A 23,611-nucleotide genomic window follows, 5' to 3' on the forward strand; every position below is an offset into this window, starting at 1 on the left:
ACCGACGACAACGCCGCGAGGCGCGGTGCCAGGGCCCGCGAGCCCGGCAAGATCCAAACGAGAGGCCCTAGCGGTAGAAGACGGCCACGCCGCCGTGGTGCGAGCAGGCGCCCTGGTGATGGGCGGCGTAGGAGTAGGTGCCGTCGTTGCACAGGGCGGTGGCGCCGTTGCCGGCGCTGGTCGAGCCTCCCGAGGAGCCGGAGCCGCCGCTGCTCGACGAGCCGCCGGAGGAACCGCCGGAGGAACCGCCCGACGAGCCGCCGCTGCTGCCGGAACCGGCGGCCGGGGCGTGCGCGGTGACGGTCACCTTCACCTTGACGGTCTTCGTCGCCGTGACCGTCGGCGCGGGTTCGGGCGCCGCCGTCTCCGTGGCGGTGGCGGTCGCGGTCGCCGTGACCGTGGCGGTCGGCTGCACCCTGGCGGCCGTCGGCTTGGCGTCCGTCCCGCTGTCCTGGCCGCTCGCACCGGCTCCGATGCCCATGAAGAAGGCGAGACCGAGGGCGGGCAACACGTAGCGCTTCCTGGCCCACTTGGGAGCCGTGCGGATGGGCGGCTGCGGTGGCTGCGGTGGCATGGCATACGGCTGGTACGGGTTGCTCATGGGTGTCCCCCCAGGTGCGTCGGAGGGATGACCGTAACTCCGCATGTGATGTTCATGTGAAGTTTTAGTGCGGAAGTCTCTTGTTCGTGACATCGCAAGGGTGATGCGGATCGGGCAGGGGGCGATCAAATGCGCTCAGTTGTGGCGCATGCGCCGGATTCCCTTGATGTGGGCCCGTGTTGCCTCGAAAGCCGCAACAGTGATCGAATGGATCTTCGGCAACAGAAGATGTCGAGATGTACAGGGGTGCAGTGGATGTTCGGCCGCTGGCTGGGTAACCGGGCGAACGGGGCGCGACCGGCGAGCCCACTGGGGGCGGTGCGGATGCCGGCCGGTGCGGGGGTGATCGGCTGCCGGGTGCTCGATCCGGTCAACCAGCCCGTCACCGGGGCCGAGTTCACGGTCGGCGACACCACGGGGCGCAAGATGGTGACCGGGGGGACGGGCCCGTACGGATCGTTCCTGGCCGCCGTGCCGGCGGGGGAGTACCGGCTCGCGGTGTCGGCGGAGGGGTTCACGCCCTACCGGGCCACCGTGCTGGTCGGCGAGGACTCCTTCGCCTCGCTGGGCGATGTCACCCTCCAGGTCGCCGCGCCACCGGAGCCGCCCGCGCCCGGCGAGTGGCAGCTCGACCCCGGTCACTCCTCGATCGGCTTCACCGCGCGGCACATCGGGCTGGCCCGGATCCACGGGCGGTTCAACTCCTTCGCGGGCGCGGTGCGGATCGCCGAGCGGATCGAGCGGTCGGCGATGCACGTGGTGATCGACGCGGCGTCCATCGACACCGAGGTGCGGATGCGCGACGACCATCTGCGCTCGGGCGATTTCCTGGACGTACGGCGGTTCCCGACGCTGGAGTTCTACGGCGACCGGCTCACGCACCGGGGCGGCAGCCGGTGGACGGTCACCGGCGGGCTGTCGCTGCACGGGGTGACCCGCACGGTGACGCTCGACACCGAGTACCTCGGGCTCGGCAACGGCGTCGAGGGCGAGACGCGGGCCGCCTGCCGGGCCACCACCGAGCTGCACCGGGACGACTTCACGGTCAGCTGGCAGTCGATGCTGGCGCGGGGGATCGCGGCGGTGGGGCCGAGCATCCGCGTCGATCTGGACGTCCAGCTCGTGCCCCAGGGGCCCGTGGGCTGACCTGGCGCTTCGCTGCCGCGGGCGTGTCGGACAATGGCGGCGTGAGCGATGTGAGACATGTGCTGGTGCTGCCCGACCGGGACGCGGCCGAGGAAGCGGCGGAGGCGCTCGGGGAGCGGTTCGCCCTCGACGAGGAACCCCGGCTGCTCCGGGACGCGCTGGCCGGCGAGGACGACGCCGAGGACGCGCAGTGGTTGGTCGTACTGGCCGACGAGGAGGAGCGGCTGGACCCGCGGGAGCTGGACGAGTTCGCGGGCGAGTGGGACGGGTGGCGCGAGGAGCCGTAGGCCGCCGCGGGCCGCGGGTCGTGGGCCGGGGCGTTGTCGGTGGGGCGTGGGATGCTTGGTGCGATGGCCAGGAAGACTGCGAATGACGACGTTCTCGCCCCGGTGACGCTTGCCGTGGGCCAGGAGGACCTGCTGCTGGACCGCGCCGTGCGGGAGGTGGTGGCCGCCGCGCGCGCCGCCGACGCCGACACGGATGTGCGGGACCTGACCCCGGACCAGTTGCAGCCCGGCACGCTCGCCGAGCTGACCAGCCCGTCGCTGTTCGCCGAGCGCAAGGTCGTCGTCGTACGCAATGCGCAGGATCTGGCGGCCGACACCGTCAAGGACGTGAAGGCGTACCTCGGCTCGCCCGCCGAGGAGATCACGCTGGTGCTGCTGCACGCGGGCGGCGCCAAGGGGAAGGGCCTGCTGGACGCCGCGCGCAAGGCGGGGGCGCGGGAGGTGGCCTGCCCGAAGATGACCAAGCCGGCGGACCGGCTGGCGTTCGTGCGGGGGGAGTTCCGTACGGCAGGGCGGTCCGCGACGCCCGAGGCGTGCCAGGCGCTGTGCGACGCGATCGGGAGCGATCTGCGGGAGCTGGCGTCGGCGGTGGCGCAGTTGACCGCGGATGTCGAGGGCACGATCGACGAGGCCGTCGTCGGGCGGTACTACACCGGGCGGGCCGAGGCCTCCAGTTTCACGGTCGCGGACCGGGCGGTGGAGGGGCGCACGGCGGAGGCGCTGGAGGCGCTGCGGTGGTCGCTGTCGACGGGGGTGGCACCGGTGATGATCACCAGCGCGTTGGCGCAGGGGGTGCGGGCGATCGGGAAGCTGTCGTCGGCGCGGGGCGGGCGGCCGGGGGACCTGGCGCGGGAGCTGGGGATGCCGCCGTGGAAGATCGACCGGGTGCGCCAGCAGATGCGGGGATGGACGCCGGACGGCGTCTCGGTGGCGATGCGGGCGATCGCGGAGGCGGACGCGGGAGTGAAGGGCGGGGGCGACGATCCCGAGTACGCCCTGGAGAAGGCAGTGGTGACCATCGCCCGCGCGGCACGCTCACGCGGCCGGGGATAGCGACCGAGGGCAACGGTCCCCAGGGTCTCCATCCCAGCCCCACCGTGCCCGCCCTCGATCCTCCGCCGAACCCGTCACCCCTGCCGCCCCCTGTTCCTCCCCGGCGAGCCCTCACCCCCCGACATGCCGAAAACCCCGCCCCTTGCCCTGGGGAAGGGCAGGTGGGACGGGGTTCCGGTTCAGGATGCTGAAGCCTCACCCGCGTGGCGAACGCAGGCCGCGTGAGGCTTCGGGGCTGCCGGTCGGGAGCGGATGAGAGAGGGCCCGCTCTGGGTCTTTCCGGCGGTCAGATCAAAGGGGTGGTTCAGCCCTGGAGGGACGCGACCTTGGAAGCAAGCGCCGACTTCTTGTTGGCGGCCTGGTTCTTGTGGATGACGCCCTTGGAGACGGCCTTGTCGAGCGCACGCGCGGCAGCGCGCTGGAGCTCGAGGGCCTTGGCGGTGTCACCCGCGGCAGCGGCCTCACGGGCCTTGCGGATCGCGGTCTTCAGGGAAGACTTGACGGCCTTGTTGCGCAGCCGCGCCTTCTCGTTGGTCTTGATCCGCTTGATCTGGGACTTGATGTTCGCCACGAAGGAGCCTTTTCAGGTTCAGGCACGGGGCCGCACGGGTCCCGAACCGGTGATCCAAAATTTCTCTGATCGTGCCTCGGCCGAGAGGGCATGAGGCACAGCCATCTACAGTACCAGTGGCCCTGCGAGCGGCCCAAAACGCCCTTCGGTCCCTCCGCGTGGGACCATGGAGACTACGTATCGATCCGACCCGAGGCATAAGGCGCCTCAAGAGACAGGACCCTGCGTGCCCGCGACCCCTAACCACGTGCCCGAGCCGAGCCGTACCGCCCCGGCGCTGATCCGCAATTTCTGCATCATCGCGCACATCGACCACGGCAAGTCCACGCTCGCCGACCGGATGCTCCAGCTGACCGGTGTGGTCGAGCAGCGGCAGATGCGCGCTCAGTACCTCGACCGGATGGACATCGAGCGCGAGCGCGGCATCACGATCAAGTCCCAGGCGGTGCGACTGCCCTGGGCCCCCACCGAGGGCCCCGACCAGGGCACCACGCACATCCTCAACATGATCGACACTCCGGGGCACGTCGACTTCACCTACGAGGTCTCGCGGTCGCTGGCCGCCTGCGAGGGCACCATTCTCCTCGTCGACGCCGCCCAGGGCATCGAGGCGCAGACCCTCGCCAACCTCTACCTGGCGATGGAGAACGACCTCAAGATCATTCCGGTGCTCAACAAGATCGACCTGCCGGCCGCCCAGCCGGAGAAGTTCGCCGAGGAGCTGGCGAACCTGGTCGGCTGCGAGCCGGAGGACGTGCTCAAGGTCTCCGCCAAGACGGGCCTCGGCGTCGAGGCGCTGCTGGACCGGGTCGTCCAGGAGATCCCGGCCCCGGTCGGTGTCGCCGACGCCCCCGCCCGCGCGATGATCTTCGACTCGGTCTACGACTCCTACCGCGGTGTCGTGACGTACGTCCGTGTCATCGACGGCCAGCTCAACAAGCGCGAGCGCATCAGGATGATGTCGACCGGCGCCACCCACGAGCTGCTGGAGATCGGTGTCAGCTCGCCCGAGATGCTCCCGGCCGACGGCCTGGGCGTCGGCGAGGTGGGCTATCTGATCACCGGTGTGAAGGACGTCCGCCAGTCCAAGGTCGGTGACACCGTCACCAGCCAGAACAAGGGCGCCACCGAGGCCCTCGGCGGCTACAAGGACCCGAAGCCGATGGTGTTCTCGGGCCTGTACCCGCTGGACGGCTCCGACTACCCCGAGCTGCGCGAGGCCCTGGACAAGCTCCAGCTCAACGACGCCGCCCTGGTCTACGAGCCGGAGACCTCCGCCGCCCTCGGCTTCGGCTTCCGCGTCGGCTTCCTCGGCCTGCTGCACCTGGACGTGATCCGCGAGCGCCTGGAGCGCGAGTTCGGCCTCGACCTGATCGCCACCGCCCCGAACGTGGTCTACCGCGTGGTCATGGAGGACGGCACCGAGCACACGGTGACCAACCCGAGCGAGTTCCCCGAGGGGAAGATCGACGAGGTCTACGAGCCGGTCGTACGGGCCACCATCCTCGCCCCCACCGAGTTCATCGGCGCGATCATGGAGCTGTGCCAGACCCGGCGCGGCACCCTGCTCGGCATGGACTACCTCTCCGAGGACCGTGTCGAGATCCGCTACACGCTGCCGCTCGCGGAGATCGTCTTCGATTTCTTCGACCAGCTGAAGTCCAAGACCCGTGGCTACGCCTCGCTCGACTACGAGCCCACCGGCGAGCAGTCCAGCAGCCTCGTCAAGGTCGACATCCTGCTGCACGGCGACAAGGTGGACGCCTTCTCGGCGATCACCCACAAGGACCAGGCGTACGCGTACGGCGTGCGGCTCGTCGCCAAGCTCAGGGAGCTGATCCCGCGGCAGAGCTTCGAGGTGCCGGTCCAGGCCGCCGTCGGCTCGCGGGTGATCGCCCGCGAGACCATCCGCGCCATCCGCAAGGACGTCCTCGCCAAGTGCTACGGCGGCGACATCTCCCGCAAGCGCAAGCTGCTGGAGAAGCAGAAGGAAGGCAAGAAGCGGATGAAGATGGTGGGTTCGGTGGAGGTTCCGCAGGAGGCCTTCATCGCGGTCCTCTCCAGCGATGACAGCGCGGGGTCGGCCAAGGGCAAGAAGTAACCGGGGACATCGGTCGGTAACCGAAGGTAAACAAGCGGTTGTGTCCGCAAAACGGACACCAGGGGGCCCGTCGTGCGAAAGCGCGGCGGGCCTTCGCGCGCCGGCGCCGTCACTCCACGTCGCCGCCGCGGGGAAAGAGACAGGGTGAAGCCCCTTACGCAGCGGGCGGTCGCGCCTTACTCTGATGCCTGCTCGATAGTTACTCGCGAGTTAAACAACAGCCCGAAACCCCACCGTGAGTTAACCCAGCCGCACGAGTACCAGCCGCGCTGTCGCGGGCCCCGGAGGATGTCGTGAGCGACACACAGACCCAGATCGAGAACCGTCCGCCGTCCGTCGCGGCCCTCTTCCTTGAGCGCGTGGCGGCGACACCGGACGCCGAGGCCTACCGCTACCCGGTGCCTCCCGCGTCCGGGCAGGGCCCGGACGACTGGAAGTCGCTCAGCTGGGCCCAGTCGGCCGACCGGGTGTACGCGATCGCGGCCGGACTCACCGAGCTGGGCATCGAGCCCGAGCAGCGCGTGGCGCTCGCCTGCTCCACCCGCGTCGAGTGGATCCTCGCCGACCTCGGCATCCTGTGCGCCGGCGGTGCCACCACCACGATCTACCCGCAGACCAACGCCGACGAGTCCGCGTTCATCCTCGCCGACTCCGAGAGCCGGGTACTGATCGCCGAGAACGCGGCCCAGGTCGCCAAGGCGGCCGAGAAGCGCGCCGAGCTGCCCGAGCTGACGAAGGTCGTCGTCGTCGACCCGGCCGGCGTGCCGGAGGGCGACGACTGGGTGATCACCCTCGCCGAGCTGGAGAAGCGCGGCGCCGCCTACCTGGAGCAGCACCCGCAGCTCGTCAAGGAACGGGTCGGCGCGATCACCGGCGACCAGCTCGCCACCCTCATCTACACCTCCGGCACCACCGGCCGCCCCAAGGGTGTGCGGCTGCCGCACGACAACTGGTCGTACATGGCCAAGGCCATCGCCTCGACCGGCCTGCTCGGCCCGGACGACGTGCAGTACCTGTGGCTGCCGCTCGCGCACGTCTTCGGCAAGGTGCTCACCTCCGGCCAGATCGAGATCGGGCACGTGACCGCCGTGGACGGCCGCGTCGACAAGATCATCGAGAACCTCCCGGTGGTGCAGCCGACGTACATGGCCGCCGTGCCGCGCATCTTCGAGAAGGTCTACAACGGCGTCGCGGCCAAGGCGCGCGAGGGCGGCGCGGCCAAGTACAAGATCTTCCAGTGGGCGGCCGAGGTCGCCCGCGAGTACGCCAAGACCGAGCAGGACAACTTCCGCCACACCGGCAGCCGCTCGGTGCCCTTCGGCCTCGCCGCCCGGCACAAGGTCGCCGACACCCTGGTCTACGCGAAGATCCGCGAGGCGTTCGGCGGCCGGCTGCGCGCCTGTGTCTCCGGCTCCGCCGCGCTCGCGCCCGAGATCGGCTACTTCTTCGCCGGCGCCGGCATCCACATCCTGGAGGGCTACGGCCTCACCGAGTCCTCCGCCGCGTCCTTCGTGAACCCCGGCGAGGCCTACCGCACCGGCACGGTCGGCAAGCCGCTGCCCGGCACGGAGGTGCGCATCGCCGACGACGGCGAGATCCTGCTGCGCGGCCCCGGCATCATGCAGGGCTACCACAAGCTGCCCGACAAGACCGCCGAGGTGCTGGAGACCGACGGCTGGTTCCACACCGGCGACATCGGCGAGCTCTCGCCCGACGGGTACCTGCGGATCACCGACCGCAAGAAGGACCTCATCAAGACCTCCGGCGGCAAGTACGTCGCGCCGGCCGAGGTGGAAGGCCAGTTCAAGGCGGTCTGCCCGTACGTCTCCAACATCCTCGTGCACGGCGCCGACCGGAACTACTGCACCGCGCTCATCGCCCTGGACGAGATCGCGCTCGCGGAGTGGGCGAAGGAGAACGGCCTCGGCGGCAGGCCGTACGCCGAGATCGTCGCGGCGCCGCAGACGGTGGAGATGGTCGACGGGTACGTCCAGCAGCTCAACGCCGGGCTCCAGCGCTGGCAGACGATCAAGAAGTTCCGGCTGCTGCCGCGTGATCTGGACGTGGAGCACGGCGAGATCACGCCGAGCCTGAAGCTGAAGCGGCCCGTGGTGGAGCGCGAGTACAAGGGGCTGATCGACGAGATGTACGCCGGGACGCGGGAGAAGTAGGGCTTGCCCGCCAGGGCGGCTTTTTGGCCACCGGCGCTCGAAAAGGTGCCCCTTCCGATGCCGTCCTAGCACGCTTCTCGGCCATGCGTGGCCACTTCGGTGACTTCACGCTTATGCGCGACACCCGTCTGTCACCCTGGCCGCATGGACATGGCGGCCATACCCCTGCAGCGGGAGACGACGGGCCGGACCCGCGGGCACGCCGCGCTGCCCGGCAGCCCGCTCGCGCCGGGCAACGCGCGGGCCCTGGTGCGGGCTACGCTGGCCGAGGCACCCGTGGCACCCCGGCTCGTCGACGACGCCACGGCGGTCGTCAGCGAGCTGGTCACCAACGCCGTGGTGCACGCGGGTACCGAGATCTCCCTCGACTGGTGCCTGGAGGACGGCGGCACGTTCCTGGTCGAGGTCGGGGACCGGCACCCGGCCCGGCCACCGCGGGACGCGACCGCGGGCGAGCCGTCGTACGACACTCTGGAGTACGGCCGGGGGCTGCGCCTGGTCGGGGCGCTCGCCGAGTCCTGGGGGGTCACCTACCGCACCGGCGCCAAGTCGGTGTGGGCCAGGCTGCCTCCGGGCGGCAGCGAACCGCCGGCCGGCGGCGGGGCGCGGGACGCCCTGGAGGTCGCCGAGGCGCTGGCCCCGCAGTCGCAGCGCGCGCAGAGCGACCGGGACTGGCTCGGCCGGGGCGCGCTGTCCTTTCTCGCCGAGGCGTCCGACCTGCTCGCGGGCCAGCTGGACGAGAACCTGGTGACGGCCCTCACCGGCCAGCTGATCGTGCCCCGGCTCGCCGACTGGTGCGCGGTCTGGCTGGAGGACGAGGCGTCGGCGCGCGGCGCGTCGTACGACGGCCCGGCGCGGGTCTGGCACGCCTGCGAGAACCGCATCGAGGAACTGCGCCACGCCCTGGAGAAGGAGCCGCCGCGGCCGGGGGACGGCTTCGGACCCGTGCCCTACCCCTGGCCCGGCGACGCGCTGGGCGTCCACGGCCTGGACGGGACGGCGCTGGCGTACCGGCTGGTGGCGGGCGGGCGGCCGCTGGGCACGCTGGTCATCGGGCGGTGCGGCCTCGCCCGCTTCCCCGACGAGATCACCGGCCTGGTCGAGGACCTGGGCCGCCGGGTGGCGCTCGCCATCGGCGCGGCCCGGCAGTACGCCCGGCAGGCCACCATCAGCGCCGTCCTGCAGCGCGGACTGCTGCCCGGCGCGGTCGCGGAGATCCCCGGCATGACCAGCGCGCTGGTCTACGAGCCCTGCGACCAGAGCGGCCCCAGCGGCGACTTCTACGACCTGTTCCCGGCGGGCGACGGCCGCTGGTGCTTCGCGATCGGCGACGTCCAGGGCAAGGGCCCGGAGGCGGCGGTCGTGATCGGCCTCGCCCGGCCCTGGCTGCGGCTGCTGGCCCGTGAGGGGTACCGGGTCGCCGACGTCCTCGACCGTCTCAACCAGCTCCTGCTGGACGACGCCATGGAGGCCGCCGACGCCGCGGCGCGCGCCCTGGTCGCCGCCGACGGCCGCGGGGAGGGCCCGCAGACCCGCTTCCTCTCCCTCCTGTACGGCGAGCTGATCCCGTACGACGGCGGGGTCCGCTGCACCCTCGCCTCCGCCGGGCACCCCCTGCCGCTGGTCCTCGGCCCCGACGGCGGGGTGCGCACCGCGGCCCGCCCGCAGACCCTGCTCGGCGTGGTCGAGGACGAGACCTACACCAGCGAGACCCTGGACCTCGGGCCCGGCGAGAGCCTGCTGTGCGTCACCGACGGAGTGACCGAGCGGCGCCGCGGCCCCCACCAGTTCGACGACGCCGACGGCCTCGCCACCGCCCTCGCCTCCTGCGCCGGCCTCACCGCGGAGGAGATCGCGGAAAGGATCCGCCACCTGGTCCACACCTTCAGCGAGTCACCCCCGGACGACGACCTGGCCCTCCTGGTACTCCAGGCGGAGTGAGCGGGCGTCCCGGCCGGCCCGCCGGGTCCGTGCGGCGGTGCTGGACAATGGGTCCATGCCTTCCGCACTCCCCGACGGTGAGCCCGTACCCGACGACGGCGCGCTGCCCGCGCACGCGCTCGACGGGGCGGGGGAGCGTCCGCTCGGTTTCTATCTGCACGTCCCGTACTGCGCGACCCGCTGCGGGTACTGCGACTTCAACACGTACACCGCGACCGAGCTGCGCGGCACCGGCGGGGTGCTGGCCTCCCGTGACAACTACGCGCGGACGCTCGTCGACGAGATCCGGCTCGCCCGCAAGGTGCTCGGCGACGACCCCCGGCCGGTGCGCACGGTGTTCGTCGGCGGTGGTACGCCCACGCTGCTGGCGGCCGGCGATCTCGTACGGATGCTGGCGGCCGTCCGCGACGAGTTCGGGCTCGCCCCGGATGCCGAGGTCACCACGGAGGCGAACCCCGAGTCGGTCGACCCGGCCTATCTCGCCACCCTCCGCCAGGGCGGCTTCAACCGGATCTCCTTCGGGATGCAGAGCGCGAAGCAGCATGTGCTGAAGATCCTCGACCGCACCCACACCCCCGGCCGTCCCGAGGCGTGCGTGGCACAGGCCCGTGCGGCGGGCTTCGCGCATGTGAACCTCGACCTGATCTACGGCACTCCCGGCGAGAGCGACGACGACTGGCGGGCCTCCCTCGACGCGGCGATCGGCGCGGGCCCCGACCACATCAGCGCGTACGCCCTGATCGTGGAGGAGGGCACGCAGCTCGCCCGCCGGATCCGCCGGGGCGAGGTCCCGATGACCGACGACGACGTGCACGCCGACCGTTATCTGATCGCCGAGGAGACGCTCTCCGCCGCCGGCTTCGACTGGTACGAGGTCTCCAACTGGGCCACCTCCGAGGCGGGCCGCTGCCTGCACAACGAGCTGTACTGGCGGGGCGCGGACTGGTGGGGCGCGGGCCCCGGCGCGCACTCCCACGTGGGCGGCGTGCGCTGGTGGAACGTGAAGCACCCCGGCGCCTACGCTGCCGCGCTGGCCGGTGGCCGCTCGCCGGGCGCGGGCCGCGAGGTGCTGTCCGCGGAGGACCGCCGGGTCGAGCGCATCCTCCTGGAACTCCGGCTCCGCGAGGGCGTCCCGCTCTCCCTGCTGAAGGAGACCGGCCTCGCCGCCTCCCGCCGCGCCCTCGCGGACGGCCTCCTCCAGCCCGCCCCCTACCGCGAGGGCCGCGCCGTCCTCACCCTGCGGGGCCGGCTGCTAGCGGACGCGGTGGTACGGGACCTGGTGGACTGATCACCCCGGCGAGTGAACCGGTGCGGAACGCCGGTTCGGTCCTTAACCTGATTCGTAGGCTGCCGCCAAAAGGACGCGGCGGATGTGGAGGGCCACGGAGATGACCGCTGTGGACGAGCGCAGGATGACCGAGTTCTTCTCGGCGTTCGAGCCCCCGGAGGGCGTGAAAGCCGAGCTTCTCCGGGGGGAAATCGTCATGATGTCCAGCCCTGATCTGGTGCACAACCGGATCGTCGCTGACGTGCAGGACCAGATTCCGAGGGAGCGTTGGGAGCGTCTGCAGACCACCGACGTCGACATCGTCACCGAGGCGAGTGAGCCGGTACCGGATCTTGTGATCCTGGAGCGGGGAGTGGGCCCGGCCTCCGGGCGTCTCCTGCCGTCTCACCTCGTCACCGTGGTGGTCGAAGTCGTCTCCAAGGCGAGTGTCGATCGGGACTACGGCGTCAAGCGCTCGATCTACGCGGCAGGCAAGGTGCCTGCGTACCTGATCATCGACCCCGTCGTCGCTCACTGCGTTCTGCTCACCGAGCCCACTGGTGCCGGGGAGGACGCCGACTACCAGCTGCAGCGAGTCACCAAGTTCGGCGACCCGGTGCCGCTGGAACTGCTCGGCGTCGAGCTGGCGACAGGCGATTTCGAGGTTCTCCCCAACGTCAGGCCCCACCGCTACCCGTGACGAAGTCGATCAGCTCCTCCACCCGGCCGAGCAGTTCCGGCTCCAGGTCCTTGTAGGAGTTCACCCGCTTCAGGATCGCCTGCCACACCGCGCCGGTGTTGTCCGAGGGCCAGCCCAGGGCGCGGCACACGCCCGTCTTCCAATCCTGGCCGTGCGGCACCCGAGGCCATCCCGCGATCCCCAGCGACGCCGGTTTCACCGCTTCCCAGATGTCGATGTACGGATGGCCCACCACCAGCGCGTGTTCGCTGGTCACCGACCGTGCGATGCGGAATTCCTTCGTGCCCGGCACCAGGTGGTCCACGAGGACACCGAGGCGGGCGTCCGGGCCGGGGGCGAATTCGGCGACGATCGCCGGGAGGTCGTCCACACCCTCCAGGTACTCCACGACCACGCCCTCGATGCGCAGATCGTCGCCCCAGACCTTCTCCACCAGCTCGGCGTCGTGCCGGCCCTCGACGTAGATGCGCCCGGCGCGGGCCACACGGGCACGGGCGCCGGGGACGGCGACGGAGCCCGAGGCGGTGCGGGCGGGGCGCGCCGGGCCGGCGGAGGGCCGTACGAGCGTCACCACCCGGCCCTCCAGCAGGAAGCCGCGCGGCTCCAGCGGGAACACCCGGTGCTTGCCGAAGCGGTCCTCCAGCGTCACCGTGCCCGCCTCGCAGCGGATCACCGCCCCGCAGAACCCGGTTCCGGGCTCCTCCACGACCAGCCCCGGCTCGGCGGGCACCTCCGGCACCGGCTGGGACTTCTTCCAGGGCGGGGTCAGGTCGGCGGAGTACCGGCGGGAGCGCGGGCCCGAAGGGCCCCCGTTGGAGGGGCGGTGGTGGGAGACGGGTGGGCACATTCGGATGACGATAGGAGAAGCCGCGGGCGCGCGCTCACGACACGCCGGTAAGTCGGTGTGCGTGCGGCTCAGTTCACGCCGAACCGGGCGGCCAGCGCGTCCCGTTGGCGCCGTACGAACGCCGCGTCGACCACCGCGCCGTGACCGGGCACGTACAGCGCGTCCTCGCCGCCCAGCGCCAGCAGCCGGTCCAGCGCGTCCGGCCAGCGCGACGGCACGGCGTCCGGACCAGCCTGGGGCTCCCCGGACTCCTCCACCAGGTCCCCGCAGAACACCACCTCCTGCTCTCCCGGCACCAGGACCACCAGGTCATGGGCGGTATGGCCGGGGCCCACATTGGCCAGCAGCGCCTGGCGGCCGCCGCCCAGCTCCAGGGTCCGCTCCCCGGAGACCAGGTGCCGCGGCGGCACCAGCGCCAGCGCCGCCTCCTCGGCCTCGTCCGCCGGCAGCCCGTGGCGGACCGCGTCGTGCCGCAGCTCGTCCCGCCCGCGGCGGAACACCCCGTCCGCGCCCACCGCCGCGTACACCTCGGCCCCCGCGAACGCCGGGGCCCCGAAGACATGGTCGAAATGGACGTGGGTCAGCGCGAGATGGGTCACACGTCCGCCGGCCAGTACCTCGGCCGCGGACCGCAGCCGAGCCCCCTCCGCCAGGCTCGACCCGGCGTCCACCATCAGCGCCGTGTCCGCGCCCAGGACCAGCCCCGCCGTGCAGTCCCAGCCCGGCAGCCGGCACCGCCCCACCCCGGCGGTCAGCCGCTCCCAGCCACCCTCTTCCCAAGTCACCGTCATACCGCGACGCTAGCCGCAGGAGCGGTGGCACGGGCACCGACCTTGCCCGGTGCGTACCCCACGGCCGTACACTGGGCCGGGGAACGCTGGCACTCGCATGCGAAGAGTGCCAAGACGGACACAAGAGGGACAGCCTCGCAAGTGAGGGGACGACGTGCTGGAGGTGCGCGCGAATGCTGAGTGAACGCAGGCTTCAGGTGCTGCGCGCCATCGTCCAGGACTATGTCGGCACCGAGGAGCCGGTCGGCTCCAAGGCCCTGACCGAGCGGCACAACCTCGGCGTGTCCCCGGCGACCGTGCGCAACGACATGTCGGCCCTGGAGGACGAGGGGTACATCGCGCAGCCGCACACCAGCGCGGGGCGCATCCCCACCGACAAGGGCTACCGGCTGTTCGTCGACAAGCTCGCGGGCGTCAAGCCGATGACCGCGCCCGAGCGCCGCGCGATCCAGAACTTCCTCGACGGCGCCGTCGATCTCGACGACGTGGTGGCGCGTACGGTGCGGCTGCTCGCGCAGCTGACCCGGCAGGTCGCCGTCGTGCAGTACCCGTCCCTGACCCGGTCCACCGTGCGGCACGTGGAGCTGCTGGCGCTCGCCCCGGCGCGCGTGATGCTGGTGCTGATCACGGACACCGGCCGGGTCGAGCAGCGGATGGTCGACTGCCCGGCGCCGTTCGGCGAGGCGTCCCTCGCGGACCTGCGCGCGCGGCTCAACAGCCGGGTCGCCGGCCGCCGGTTCGCGGACGTGCCGAAGCTGGTCGAGGACCTGCCGGACGCCTTCGAACACGAGGATCGCGGTACGGTCTCCACGGTGCTCTCCACCCTTCTGGAGACACTGGTCGAGGAGAACGAGGAGCGGCTGATGATCGGCGGCACCGCCAATCTCACCCGCTTCGGACATGATTTCCCCCTCACGATCCGGCCCGTCCTGGAGGCCCTGGAGGAGCAGGTCGTGCTCCTCAAGCTCCTCGGCGAGGCGAAGGATCCGGGCATGACCGTGCGCATCGGGCACGAGATCGCCCACGAAGGACTCAACTCAACCTCCGTGGTGTCGGTGGGCTACGGTTCGGGCGGCGAGGCGGTTGCCAAGCTCGGCGTGGTCGGACCGACCCGCATGGACTATCCGGGAACGATGGGAGCGGTACGCGCAGTGGCACGGTACGTCGGACAGATCCTGGCGGAGTCGTAAGTGGCCACGGACTACTACGCCGTTCTCGGCGTGCGCCGCGACGCGTCGCAGGATGAGATCAAGAAGGCGTTCCGTCGGCTCGCGCGCGAGCTGCACCCGGACGTCAACCCCGATCCGAAGACCCAGGAGCGGTTCAAGGAGATCAACGCCGCTTACGAGGTGCTGTCGGACCCGCAGAAGAAGCAGGTCTACGACCTCGGCGGCGACCCCCTCTCGCAGTCCGGCGGCGCCGGCGCGGGCGGCTTCGGGGCCGGTGGCTTCGGCAACTTCTCCGACATCATGGACGCGTTCTTCGGCACGGCGTCGCAGCGCGGACCGCGCTCGCGCACCCGGCGCGGCCAGGACGCGATGATCCGGATCGAGGTCGAGCTGGACGAGGCGGCCTTCGGGACGACCAAGGACATCCAGGTCGACACCGCGGTCGTCTGCAACACCTGCAACGGCGAGGGCGCGGCTCCGGGCACGTCGGCGCAGACCTGCGACATGTGCCGTGGTCGCGGCGAGGTCTCGCAGGTCACCCGGTCCTTCCTGGGCCAGGTCATGACCTCGCGGCCGTGCCCCCAGTGCCAGGGCTTCGGGACCGTGGTGCCCACGCCGTGCCCGGAGTGCGCCGGCGACGGACGGGTCCGCTCGCGGCGCACGCTGACCGTGAAGATCCCGGCCGGTGTGGACAACGGCACCCGGATCCAGCTCGCCGGCGAGGGCGAGGTCGGCCCCGGCGGCGGTCCGGCCGGCGACCTGTACGTCGAGATCCACGAGCTGCCGCACCCGCGCTTCCAGCGCCGCGGCGACGATCTGCACTGCACGGTGACGATCCCGATGACCGCGGCGGCGCTCGGCACCAAGGTGCCGCTGGAGACGCTGGACGGCATGGAGGAGATCGACATCCGGCCCGGCACCCAGTCCGGGCAGTCGATCCCGCTGCACAACCGGGGCGTCACGCATCTGCGGGGCGGCGGCCGGGGCGACCTGATCGTGCACGTCGAGGTGCAGACGCCGACGAAGCTCGACCCCGAGCAGGAGCGGCTGCTGCGCGAGCTGGCCAAGCTGCGCGGCGAGGAGCGCCCGCAGGGGCAGTTCCAGCCGGGTCAGCAGGGGCTGTTCTCGCGGCTGAAGGACGCGTTCAACGGACGCTGAGCGTCCGGCCGCGCAGGTGCCGCGGCGCCCTCCGACCGGGGGCTGCCACGGCACCCGGCCCGGCCTCCGGCCGGGGCTGCCACGGCGCCCGTCACGGCCTCTGACCGGGCACGGAGTGGAATATGCCGATCCTGGTGCCCGATTCGGACTTGTTCGGTGGACGTGACACCATGCGGGCATGTCCTCCGCACTGACCGATCTCCTCCGGCACCCGATCGTGCAGGCCCCCATGGCGGGCGGCGTCTCGGTGCCGGAGCTCGCCGCCGCCGTCTCCGGGGCCGGCGGGCTCGGGTTCCTGGCCGCCGGATACAAGACGGCCGACGGCATGTACCAGGAGATCAAGCGGCTGCGGAGCCTCACCGACCGGCCCTTCGGCGTCAACGTCTTCATGCCGCAGTCCGAATACCCCGGTGCGAGCACCGGCTCCACCGGAGCGGCCGAGGCCGCGCCCCTTTCCGGCGCGGTCGAGGTCTACGCCCATCAGCTCGCGGGCGAGGCCGCCTGGTACGAGACCGAGCTGGGGGACCCGGACCACGGCCGTGACGACGGCTACGACGCCAAGCTCGCGGTGCTCCTGGACGACCCGGTGCCGGTGGTCTCCTTCCACTTCGGGGTGCCGGACCGCCAGGCGCTGGAGCGGCTGCGGCGGGCCGGAACCCTCACGCTGGTCACCGCCACCACCGCCGAGGAGGCCGTCGCGGTGGAGCGGGCCGGGGCGGACGCGGTGATCGCGCAGGGCGTGGAGGCCGGCGGCCACCAGGGCACGCACCGGGACGTCCCGGAGAACGACGGCACCGGCCTCGGCCTGCTCTCCCTGATCACACAGATCCGCGAGGCCGTGCACATCCCCGTCGTCGCGGCCGGCGGCATCATGCGCGGCGCCCAGATCGCGGCCGTCCTCGCGGCCGGCGCGAGCGCGGCCCAGCTGGGCACCGCCTTCCTCGCCACCCCCGAGTCCGGCGCGCCCGCCGTGCACAAGGAGGCGCTGACCAACCCCCTGTTCGTCCGCACCGAGCTGACCCGCGCGTTCACCGGCCGTCCCGCGCGCGGACTGGTCAACCGCTTCCTGCGCGAGCACGGCCCGTACGCGCCCGCCGCCTACCCGGAGGTCAACCACCTCACCTCGCCGCTGCGCAAGGCCGCCGCGAAGGCCGGGGACGCGCAGGGCATGGCGCTGTGGGCGGGCCAGGGCCACCGGCTGGCCAGGGAACTGCCCGCCGGACCGCTGGTGGAGCTGCTCGCCTCCGAACTCGCCGAGGCCGGGACGGCGTTCGCCGCGGGGGGTGCCCGGTGACCGCGCCCGTCTTCGTCGTGCCGGACTTCACCGCGGACGGCGACCGCTACGTCCTGGACGGACCCGAGGGCCGGCACGCCGTCTCGGTCAAGCGTCTCGAAGCCGGTGAGGAGGTGGTCCTCACCGACGGCGCCGGGCGCTACGCGGTGTGCGAGGTGCTCGGCAGCGAGGGCAAGGACCGCCTCGTCGTACGGATGCCCGAGGTGTCCGAGGAGCCCGCGCCGCGGCCCCGGATCACGGTCGTACAGGCTCTGCCCAAGGGCGACCGGGGGGAGTTGGCCGTCGAGACGATGACCGAGGTCGGGGTCGACGCGATCGTGCCGTGGCAGGCCGCGCGCTGCATCACGCAGTGGCGGGGCGAGCGCGGTCTCAAGGCGCTCGGCAAGTGGCGGGCCACCGCGCGCGAGGCCGGCAAGCAGTCCCGCCGGGTCCGCTTCCCGGAGGTCGCCGAGGCGGCGACCACCAAGCAGGTGGCGGCACTTCTGGCCGCGGCCGACTTCGCCGGCGTGCTGCACTCCGACTTCGAGCACACCAGCGAGCCGCTGGCCACCGCCGAACTCCCCGCCGAGGGCGAGATCGTGCTCGTCGTCGGGCCCGAAGGAGGCGTCTCCCGCGACGAGTTGGCGCTGTTCGAGGAGGCGGGCGCGCGGGCGTACGTCCTCGGGCCCAGCGTGTTGCGCACCTCCACCGCCGGCACCGCGGCCGCCGCCCTCCTCCTGGGGCGCACCGGCCGCTGGTCCTGAACCTCGACCGGAGGGACACCATGGAACTCGCCCAAGTACGGCTCCTCGTCACCGACTTCGCCGCCTGCTACCGCTTCTACGCCGATGTCCTCGGCCTGAAGCCGCAGTCCGGCGCCAGCGAGGGTCCCTACGAGAAGTTCAGCCCCCACACCGGGTCCGCCGGCATCGCCCTCCAGGACCGCGCCATGATGGCCGAGCTGCTGCCCGAACTCGCCGGTGCCGCCGACGGCCACCGCTCCCTGGTCGTCCTGCGCGTCGACGACCTCGACGCCTACTGCGCCGAGATCACCGCCCGCGGCGCCACCCTCCTCCAGCCCCCCACCCCCCTGACCGACCGCATGCGCGTCGCCCACCTGAAGGACCCCGAGGGCAATCTGGTGGAACTCCAGGAGTGGCTGCTGCTGCGGGGCTGAACCCCCCCGGCGGGTACGCCGTTTCGCAGGAACCGGCACGCCGAACGGGTGAGTGCGGGGGCGGGCGCTTCCGTCCGTCCCCCTCGCGCTGGCACTCTGCCGTGCATGGGGGCATTCATGTGGATCCGGCCGCGCGTGGCCGTTCTCGCCGGGATCGTCGGTGTGGCCGGGGCCGGTGCCGTGGGCTGCCAGTCGGACGTGCTCGGGGCGGCCGGGGTCGCGTACACCACCGGGACGACGGCGACCGCGCGGCTGGAACAGGCGGACGTCCACGTCGGCTGGCTCACCTGCAGCGGCGACTCGCGCCCGGCCGCCGGGGCGACCGCCGCGCCGGGGCGCGGCGCGGGGGTCTCCGTCGACTGCCGGGGCGAGACCGGCGACCGGGAGCGGATCACCGTGAACGGCGAGGTCACCCGTGCCGTGGACGGAGCCTGCGTCCGGGGCGATCTGCGGGCCAGGGTCGAGGGGAGGCAGGTGTTCCACGTCAGCGGGCTCGGCGACTGCGCGTCCGCGCCGTCACCGGCGTACCGGCCGCCCACCTTCACCTACCGGCCGCCCACCTTCACCTACCGTCCGCCCAGCTACCCGCCCGTCGGCGCGCGACCCGCCGTCACGGTCACCGTGACCCGCACCCTCTGGTGCCAGAGCGACCCCGCCTGCCTGCCCGTGGCGGGGAAGTGATCGGAACGGGCCCGCGGACGGCGGTCGCTGCGTAAGGTGACGGGGTGACTCAGGGCGCTTCGACAGGAACCTCCGGCTACCTCCGATTCCCGCACCTGCACGGCGACTTGGTGGCCTTCACCGCCGAGGACGACGTGTGGCTCGCCCCCCTCGACGGGGGCCGCGCCTGGCGGGCCAGTGCCGACAACGTCGCGGTGAACCACCCCCGCGTCTCGCCCGACGGCACCACCCTCGCCTGGACCTCCACCCGCGACGGCGCCCCCGAGGTGCACATCGCGCCCGTCGCCGGCGGCCCCGCCAAACGCCTCACGTACTGGGGCAGTTGGCAGACGCGGGTGTGCGGCTGGACCCCCGAGGGCCAGGTCCTCGCGCTCAGCACCGCCGGCCAGCCCAGCCGGCGCCGCACCTGGGCCCGCGCCGTCCCCCTCGACGGCGGACCCGCCACCACCCTGCCGTACGGCCCCGTCGGCGATGTCGCCCACGGCCCGCACACCGTGCTGCTGTCCGTCCCGATGGGCCGCGAGGCCGCCTGGTGGAAGCGCTACCGCGGCGGCACCGCCGGCAAGCTGTGGATCGACCGGGACACGGACGGCGGAGACGGGGAGTTCACCCGGCTGCACGAGGAACTCGACGGCAACATCGAGTACCCCTTCTGGGTCGGCGACCGCCTGGCCTTCCTCTCCGACCACGAGGGCACCGGCGCCCTCTACTCCTCCCGAGCCGACGCCTCCGACCTGCGCCGGCACACCCCCCTCGACACCTTCTACGCCCGGCACGCCGCCACCGACGGCACCCGTGTCGTCTACTCCAGCGCCGGCCGGCTCTGGCTCCTGGACGACCTCGACGGCGCCGCCCCGCGCGCACTGGACATCCGCCTCGGCGGCCCCCGCGTCGATCTCCAGCCCTTCCAGGTGGACGCCTCCCGCTGGTTCGGCTCGGCCGCCCCCGACCACACCGCCCGCGGCAGCGCCGTCGGCCTGCGCGGCACCGTCCACTGGGTGACCCACCGCGCCGGCCCGGTACGCGCCCTCGCGGCCGAACCCGGCGTCCGCGCCCGGCTGCCCCGCACCTTCCGCGCCGACGGCGAGGAGTGGGTGGTCTGGGTCACCGACGCCGAGGGCGAGGACGCCCTGGAGTTCGCCCCCGCCACCGGCGCCGCCCTCGGCGCCACCCCCCGCCGGCTCGCCGCCGGACGCCTCGGCCGGGTCCTGGAACTCGCCATGGCCCCCGACGGCAGCCGCGCCGCCGTCGCCGCCCACGACGGCCGGCTCCTGCTGGTCGAACGGGAGACCGGCGAGGTCCGCGAGGTCGACCACAGCGCGGACGGCGACGTCCGCGACCTCACCTTCTCGCCCGACTCCGCCTGGCTGGCCTGGACCCACCCCGGCCCCCGCCCGCTCAGCCAGCTGCGCCTCGCCCACACCACCGACCTGAGCGTCAGCGAGGCCACCCCGCTGCGCTTCCAGGACCACGCGCCCGCCTTCACCCTCGACGGCAAGCACCTCGCCTTCCTCTCCAACCGCTCCTTCGACCCGGTCTACGACGAACACGCCTTCGACCTGGCCTTCGTGGGCGGCACCCGCCCCTACCTGATCACCCTCGCCGCGACCACCCCCTCCCCGTTCGGACCGCAGCGCCACGGCCGCCCGTTCGAGACCTCCGACAAGGAGGAGACCCCCGACAGCGAGGGCGTGCCCAGCACCCGGATCGACCTCGACGGACTGGCCGACCGCATCGTGCCCTTCCCGGTCGAGTCCGCCCGCTACGGCCGTCTGCGTGCCGCCAAGGAGGGCGTGCTCTGGCTGCGCCACCCGCTGCACGGCGTCCTCGGCACCACCCGCGCCACCCCCGACGAGCCCTACCCGCACACGGAGCTGGAGCGCTACGACCTCGTCCAGCGGCGCCTGGAGCACCTCGCCGCCGACGCCGACCACTTCGAGGTCAGCGGCGACGGCAAGCGGGTCCTGCTGTGGACCGACGGCAAGCTCAAGGTCGTACCCAGCGACCGCCGCGCCTCCGCCGACGAGGACAGCGACTCCCACATCACCGTCGACCTCGGCCGCATCCGGCAGACCGTCGACCCCGCCGCCGAGTGGCGGCAGATGTACGACGAGACCGGCCGCCTCATGCGCGACAACTTCTGGCGCCCCGACCTCGGCGGCGTCGACTGGGACGGCGTCCTGGACCGCTACCGCCCCCTCCTGGACCGCCTCGCCACCCACGACGACCTGATGGACCTGCTGTGGGAGGTGCACGGCGAACTCGGCACCTCGCACGCCTACGTCAGCCCCCGCGGCGGCTACGGCGGCGGCCCCCGCCAGGGCCTGCTCGGCGCGGACATCTCCCGCCACGAGGACGGCAGTTGGCGCGTCGACCGGGTCCTGCCCTCGGAGACCTCCGACCCGCAGGCGCGCAGCCCGCTCGCCGCGCCCGGTGTCGCCGTCCGCCCCCAGGACGCGATCCTCGCCGTCGCCGGCCACCCCGTCGACCCGGTGACCGGACCCGGCCCGCTGCTCACCGGCACGGCCGGCCGGCCCGTCGAACTCACCGTCTCGCCCGCGGCGGGCGGCGACCCCCGGCACGTCGTCGTCATCCCGCTCGCCGACGAGGAACCCCTGCGCTACCACGCCTGGGTCGCGGATCGCCGCGCCCATGTCCACGAGCGCTCCGGCGGCCGTCTGGGCTACCTCCACGTGCCCGACATGCAGGCCCCCGGCTGGGCCCAGATCCACCGCGACCTGCGCGTCGAGGTCGCCCGCGAGGGCCTGATCGTGGATGTCCGGGAGAACCGCGGCGGCCACACCTCCCAGCTCGTCGTGGAGATCCTGGCCCGCCGCATCGTCGGCTGGGACCTCCCGCGTGGGGGCCGCGCGTTCAGCTACCCCATGTACGCCCCGCGGGGCCCCGTCGTCGCCGTCGCCAACGAGTTCTCCGGCTCCGACGGCGACATCGTCAACGCCGCCATCAAGGCGCTCGGCATCGGCCCCGTCGTCGGCACCCGCACCTGGGGCGGCGTCATCGGCATCGACAGCCGCTACCGCCTGGTCGACGGCACCCTGGTCACCCAGCCCAAATACGCCATGTGGCTGGACGGCCCCGGCTGGTCCGTGGAGAACCACGGCGTCGACCCGGACGTCGAGGTCGTGCAGACTCCGCGGGACTGGGCCGCCGGCCGCGACCCCCAATTGGACGAGGCGATCAGGCTGGCGCTGGAGTCGCTGGAGTCCGTCCCCGCGAAGGCCCCGCCCGCCCTGCCGACCTGAAAGGGACGCGGGGCCGTGCCGATTGCGGCCCCGCCGCGTGGGCGCGACCGGCCACGAACCACCCGCATCCGACCGACTACGATGATCCCCCCGAACCCGACCTCCCGGCGAAAGCGAGCGCACGCGAAATGGCTGGAGAACCGCAGGACGACTGCCTGTTCTGCAAAATCGTCGCGGGCCACATCCCGGCCACCGTCGTCCGCGAGACGGAGACCACCGTCGCCTTCCGGGACATCAATCCCCAGGCCCCCACGCACGTCCTGGTGATCCCCAAGGCCCACTACCGGGACATCGCCACGCTCGCCGCCGGCGCCCCCGAGATCGCCGCGGACGTGCTGCGCGAGACCCGCGCCGTGGCCGACGAGGAGAAGCTCGACAGCTACCGCGTCGTCTTCAACACCGGGGCCGGCGCCGGTCAGACCGTCTGGCACGCCCACGGGCACGTGCTCGGCGGCCGCAGTCTCGAATGGCCGCCTGGATAACCCGCCATGTCCGTCCGTGAACTCGTCGTCCTCGGCACCGCGAGCCAGGTCCCGACCCGGCACCGCAACCACAACGGCTACCTGCTGCGCTGGGACGGCGAGGGCATCCTCTTCGACCCCGGCGAGGGCACCCAGCGGCAGATGCTGCGCGCCGGGGTCGCCGCGCACGACCTGAACCGGCTCTGCGTCACCCACTTCCACGGCGATCACAGCCTCGGCCTCGCCGGGGTCATCCAGCGCATCAACCTGGACCGGGTGCCGCACGAGATCACCGCGCACTACCCGGCCTCCGGCCGGCGCTTCTTCGAGCGGCTGCGGTACGCCACCGCCTACCGGGAGACCGTCGGCCTCACCGAGGTCCCGGTGACCGCCGACGGCACCCTCGCGGTGACCCCGTCGTACACCCTGGAGGCCCGCAGGCTGTCGCACCCGGTGGAGTCGTACGGGTACCGGCTGACCGAGCCCGACGGCCGCCGGATGCTGCCCGAGCGGCTGGCCGCGCACGGGATCGAGGGGCCGGACGTGGGCGTGCTCCAGCGCGAGGGGCGGCTCGGGAACGTGTCGCTGGATCAGGTCAGCGAGGTGCGGCGCGGACAGCGGTTCGCGTTCGTCATGGACACCCGGCTCTGCGCGGGAGTGCACGCGCTGGCCGAGGGCTGCGACCTGCTGGTCATCGAGTCCACCTTCCTGGACGAGGACGCGGAACTCGCCGCGGAACACGGCCACTTGACCGCCGGACAGGCGGGGGCGGTCGCGCGGGACGCAGGGGTACGGCACCTCGTGCTCACCCACTTCAGCCAGCGGTACCCGGAGCCGGAGGAGTTCGAGCGGCAGGCGCGGGCCGCCGGCTTCGCGGGTGAGCTGACCGTGGCATACGACCTCCAGCGAGTGCCGGTTCCGAAACGACGGTAAGTGCGCCGTACGATGCTTTG

General features: G+C 72.4%; 21 protein-coding genes. 17 read left to right on the forward strand and 4 right to left on the reverse strand.

The window, feature by feature from the left end; all coding sequences use genetic code 11:
• Positions 1-67: 67 nt before the first annotated feature.
• A complete protein-coding gene (locus tag ACZ7EC_RS06510) occupies positions 68-601 on the reverse strand; it encodes a DUF3761 domain-containing protein (RefSeq protein WP_471058784.1) in 534 nt (177 codons plus the stop codon).
• A 255-nt stretch (positions 602-856) separates the two neighbouring features.
• On the opposite strand from ACZ7EC_RS06510, the gene ACZ7EC_RS06515 reads away from it, so the two are divergent.
• From ACZ7EC_RS06515 to holA, 3 genes are all read left to right on the forward strand, one after another.
• Complete coding sequence (locus ACZ7EC_RS06515) at positions 857-1,747, forward strand: YceI family protein (RefSeq protein ID WP_471059743.1); 891 nt, start codon at positions 857-859, stop codon at positions 1,745-1,747.
• 41 nt (positions 1,748-1,788) lie between these two features.
• Positions 1,789-2,034, forward strand: a complete 246-nt coding sequence (locus ACZ7EC_RS06520; RefSeq protein WP_471058786.1) for a hypothetical protein — start codon at positions 1,789-1,791, stop codon at positions 2,032-2,034.
• Positions 2,035-2,097: 63 nt separating this feature from the next.
• A complete protein-coding gene (gene holA, locus ACZ7EC_RS06525; RefSeq protein WP_471058787.1) occupies positions 2,098-3,087 on the forward strand; it encodes a DNA polymerase III subunit delta in 990 nt (329 codons plus the stop codon).
• 304 nt (positions 3,088-3,391) lie between these two features.
• Here the strand turns inward: holA and rpsT are convergent, their stop codons facing one another.
• Positions 3,392-3,658, reverse strand: coding sequence for a 30S ribosomal protein S20 (gene rpsT / locus ACZ7EC_RS06530; RefSeq protein WP_471058789.1), 267 nt, complete (start codon positions 3,656-3,658; stop codon positions 3,392-3,394).
• Between the two features lie 226 nt (positions 3,659-3,884).
• On the opposite strand from rpsT, the gene lepA reads away from it, so the two are divergent.
• The 5 genes from lepA (at position 3,885) to ACZ7EC_RS06555 (ending at position 11,838) form a co-directional block, all read left to right on the forward strand.
• The gene (lepA, locus tag ACZ7EC_RS06535) at positions 3,885-5,759 is read left to right on the forward strand and encodes a translation elongation factor 4 (RefSeq protein ID WP_471058791.1); all 1,875 of its coding nucleotides are present in this window, start codon (positions 3,885-3,887) and stop codon (positions 5,757-5,759) included.
• Positions 5,760-6,052: 293 nt separating this feature from the next.
• Positions 6,053-7,930: an AMP-dependent synthetase/ligase gene (locus tag ACZ7EC_RS06540; RefSeq protein WP_471058799.1), complete on the forward strand. Its 1,878-nt coding sequence runs from the start codon at positions 6,053-6,055 to the stop codon at positions 7,928-7,930.
• A gap of 150 nt (positions 7,931-8,080) precedes the next feature.
• The gene (locus tag ACZ7EC_RS06545) at positions 8,081-9,871 is read left to right on the forward strand and encodes a SpoIIE family protein phosphatase (protein ID WP_471059745.1); all 1,791 of its coding nucleotides are present in this window, start codon (positions 8,081-8,083) and stop codon (positions 9,869-9,871) included.
• A 55-nt stretch (positions 9,872-9,926) separates the two neighbouring features.
• The gene (gene hemW, locus ACZ7EC_RS06550) at positions 9,927-11,159 is read left to right on the forward strand and encodes a radical SAM family heme chaperone HemW (protein WP_471058801.1); all 1,233 of its coding nucleotides are present in this window, start codon (positions 9,927-9,929) and stop codon (positions 11,157-11,159) included.
• Between the two features lie 100 nt (positions 11,160-11,259).
• Positions 11,260-11,838: a Uma2 family endonuclease gene (locus ACZ7EC_RS06555; RefSeq protein WP_471058803.1), complete on the forward strand. Its 579-nt coding sequence runs from the start codon at positions 11,260-11,262 to the stop codon at positions 11,836-11,838.
• Here ACZ7EC_RS06555 and ACZ7EC_RS06560 read toward each other — a convergent pair.
• Both ACZ7EC_RS06560 and ACZ7EC_RS06565 read right to left on the reverse strand, forming a co-directional pair.
• Positions 11,816-12,685 carry a DUF3097 domain-containing protein gene (locus tag ACZ7EC_RS06560; RefSeq protein WP_471058805.1) on the reverse strand — a complete coding sequence of 290 codons (870 nt, stop codon included), beginning with the start codon at positions 12,683-12,685 and terminating at the stop codon, positions 11,816-11,818. The two genes, ACZ7EC_RS06555 and ACZ7EC_RS06560, sit on opposite strands and share 23 nt — an antisense overlap.
• A 68-nt stretch (positions 12,686-12,753) precedes the next feature.
• A complete protein-coding gene (locus ACZ7EC_RS06565) occupies positions 12,754-13,476 on the reverse strand; it encodes an MBL fold metallo-hydrolase (protein ID WP_471058807.1) in 723 nt (240 codons plus the stop codon).
• A 173-nt stretch (positions 13,477-13,649) separates the two neighbouring features.
• Here ACZ7EC_RS06565 and hrcA point away from each other — a divergent pair, with 173 nt between their 5' ends.
• The 9 genes from hrcA (at position 13,650) to ACZ7EC_RS06610 (ending at position 23,591) form a co-directional block, all read left to right on the forward strand.
• Complete coding sequence (hrcA, locus tag ACZ7EC_RS06570) at positions 13,650-14,666, forward strand: heat-inducible transcriptional repressor HrcA (RefSeq protein ID WP_111582045.1); 1,017 nt, start codon at positions 13,650-13,652, stop codon at positions 14,664-14,666.
• Complete coding sequence (gene dnaJ / locus ACZ7EC_RS06575; protein WP_397986004.1) at positions 14,667-15,803, forward strand: molecular chaperone DnaJ; 1,137 nt, start codon at positions 14,667-14,669, stop codon at positions 15,801-15,803. It begins immediately after the preceding gene.
• Positions 15,804-15,981: 178 nt separating this feature from the next.
• The gene (locus ACZ7EC_RS06580) at positions 15,982-17,097 is read left to right on the forward strand and encodes a nitronate monooxygenase (protein ID WP_471058809.1); all 1,116 of its coding nucleotides are present in this window, start codon (positions 15,982-15,984) and stop codon (positions 17,095-17,097) included.
• Complete coding sequence (locus tag ACZ7EC_RS06585; RefSeq protein WP_471058811.1) at positions 17,094-17,840, forward strand: 16S rRNA (uracil(1498)-N(3))-methyltransferase; 747 nt, start codon at positions 17,094-17,096, stop codon at positions 17,838-17,840. The genes ACZ7EC_RS06580 and ACZ7EC_RS06585 overlap by 4 nt, the downstream gene beginning before the upstream one ends.
• A gap of 20 nt (positions 17,841-17,860) precedes the next feature.
• Entirely contained in the window at positions 17,861-18,253 is a 393-nt protein-coding gene (locus tag ACZ7EC_RS06590; protein WP_471058813.1) for a VOC family protein, read from the forward strand.
• 105 nt (positions 18,254-18,358) lie between these two features.
• The gene (locus ACZ7EC_RS06595; protein WP_471058815.1) at positions 18,359-18,934 is read left to right on the forward strand and encodes a hypothetical protein; all 576 of its coding nucleotides are present in this window, start codon (positions 18,359-18,361) and stop codon (positions 18,932-18,934) included.
• 44 nt (positions 18,935-18,978) lie between these two features.
• Positions 18,979-22,197 carry a S41 family peptidase gene (locus ACZ7EC_RS06600; RefSeq protein WP_471058817.1) on the forward strand — a complete coding sequence of 1,073 codons (3,219 nt, stop codon included), beginning with the start codon at positions 18,979-18,981 and terminating at the stop codon, positions 22,195-22,197.
• 128 nt (positions 22,198-22,325) lie between these two features.
• Positions 22,326-22,679, forward strand: coding sequence for a histidine triad nucleotide-binding protein (locus tag ACZ7EC_RS06605; RefSeq protein WP_471058819.1), 354 nt, complete (start codon positions 22,326-22,328; stop codon positions 22,677-22,679).
• Positions 22,680-22,685: 6 nt separating this feature from the next.
• Positions 22,686-23,591 (forward strand): ribonuclease Z, encoded by a 906-nt coding sequence (locus ACZ7EC_RS06610; protein WP_471058821.1) that lies wholly within the window; start codon positions 22,686-22,688, stop codon positions 23,589-23,591.
• Positions 23,592-23,611 lie beyond the last annotated feature (20 nt).

This window comes from Streptomyces sp. NPDC037203, from assembly GCF_055605065.1.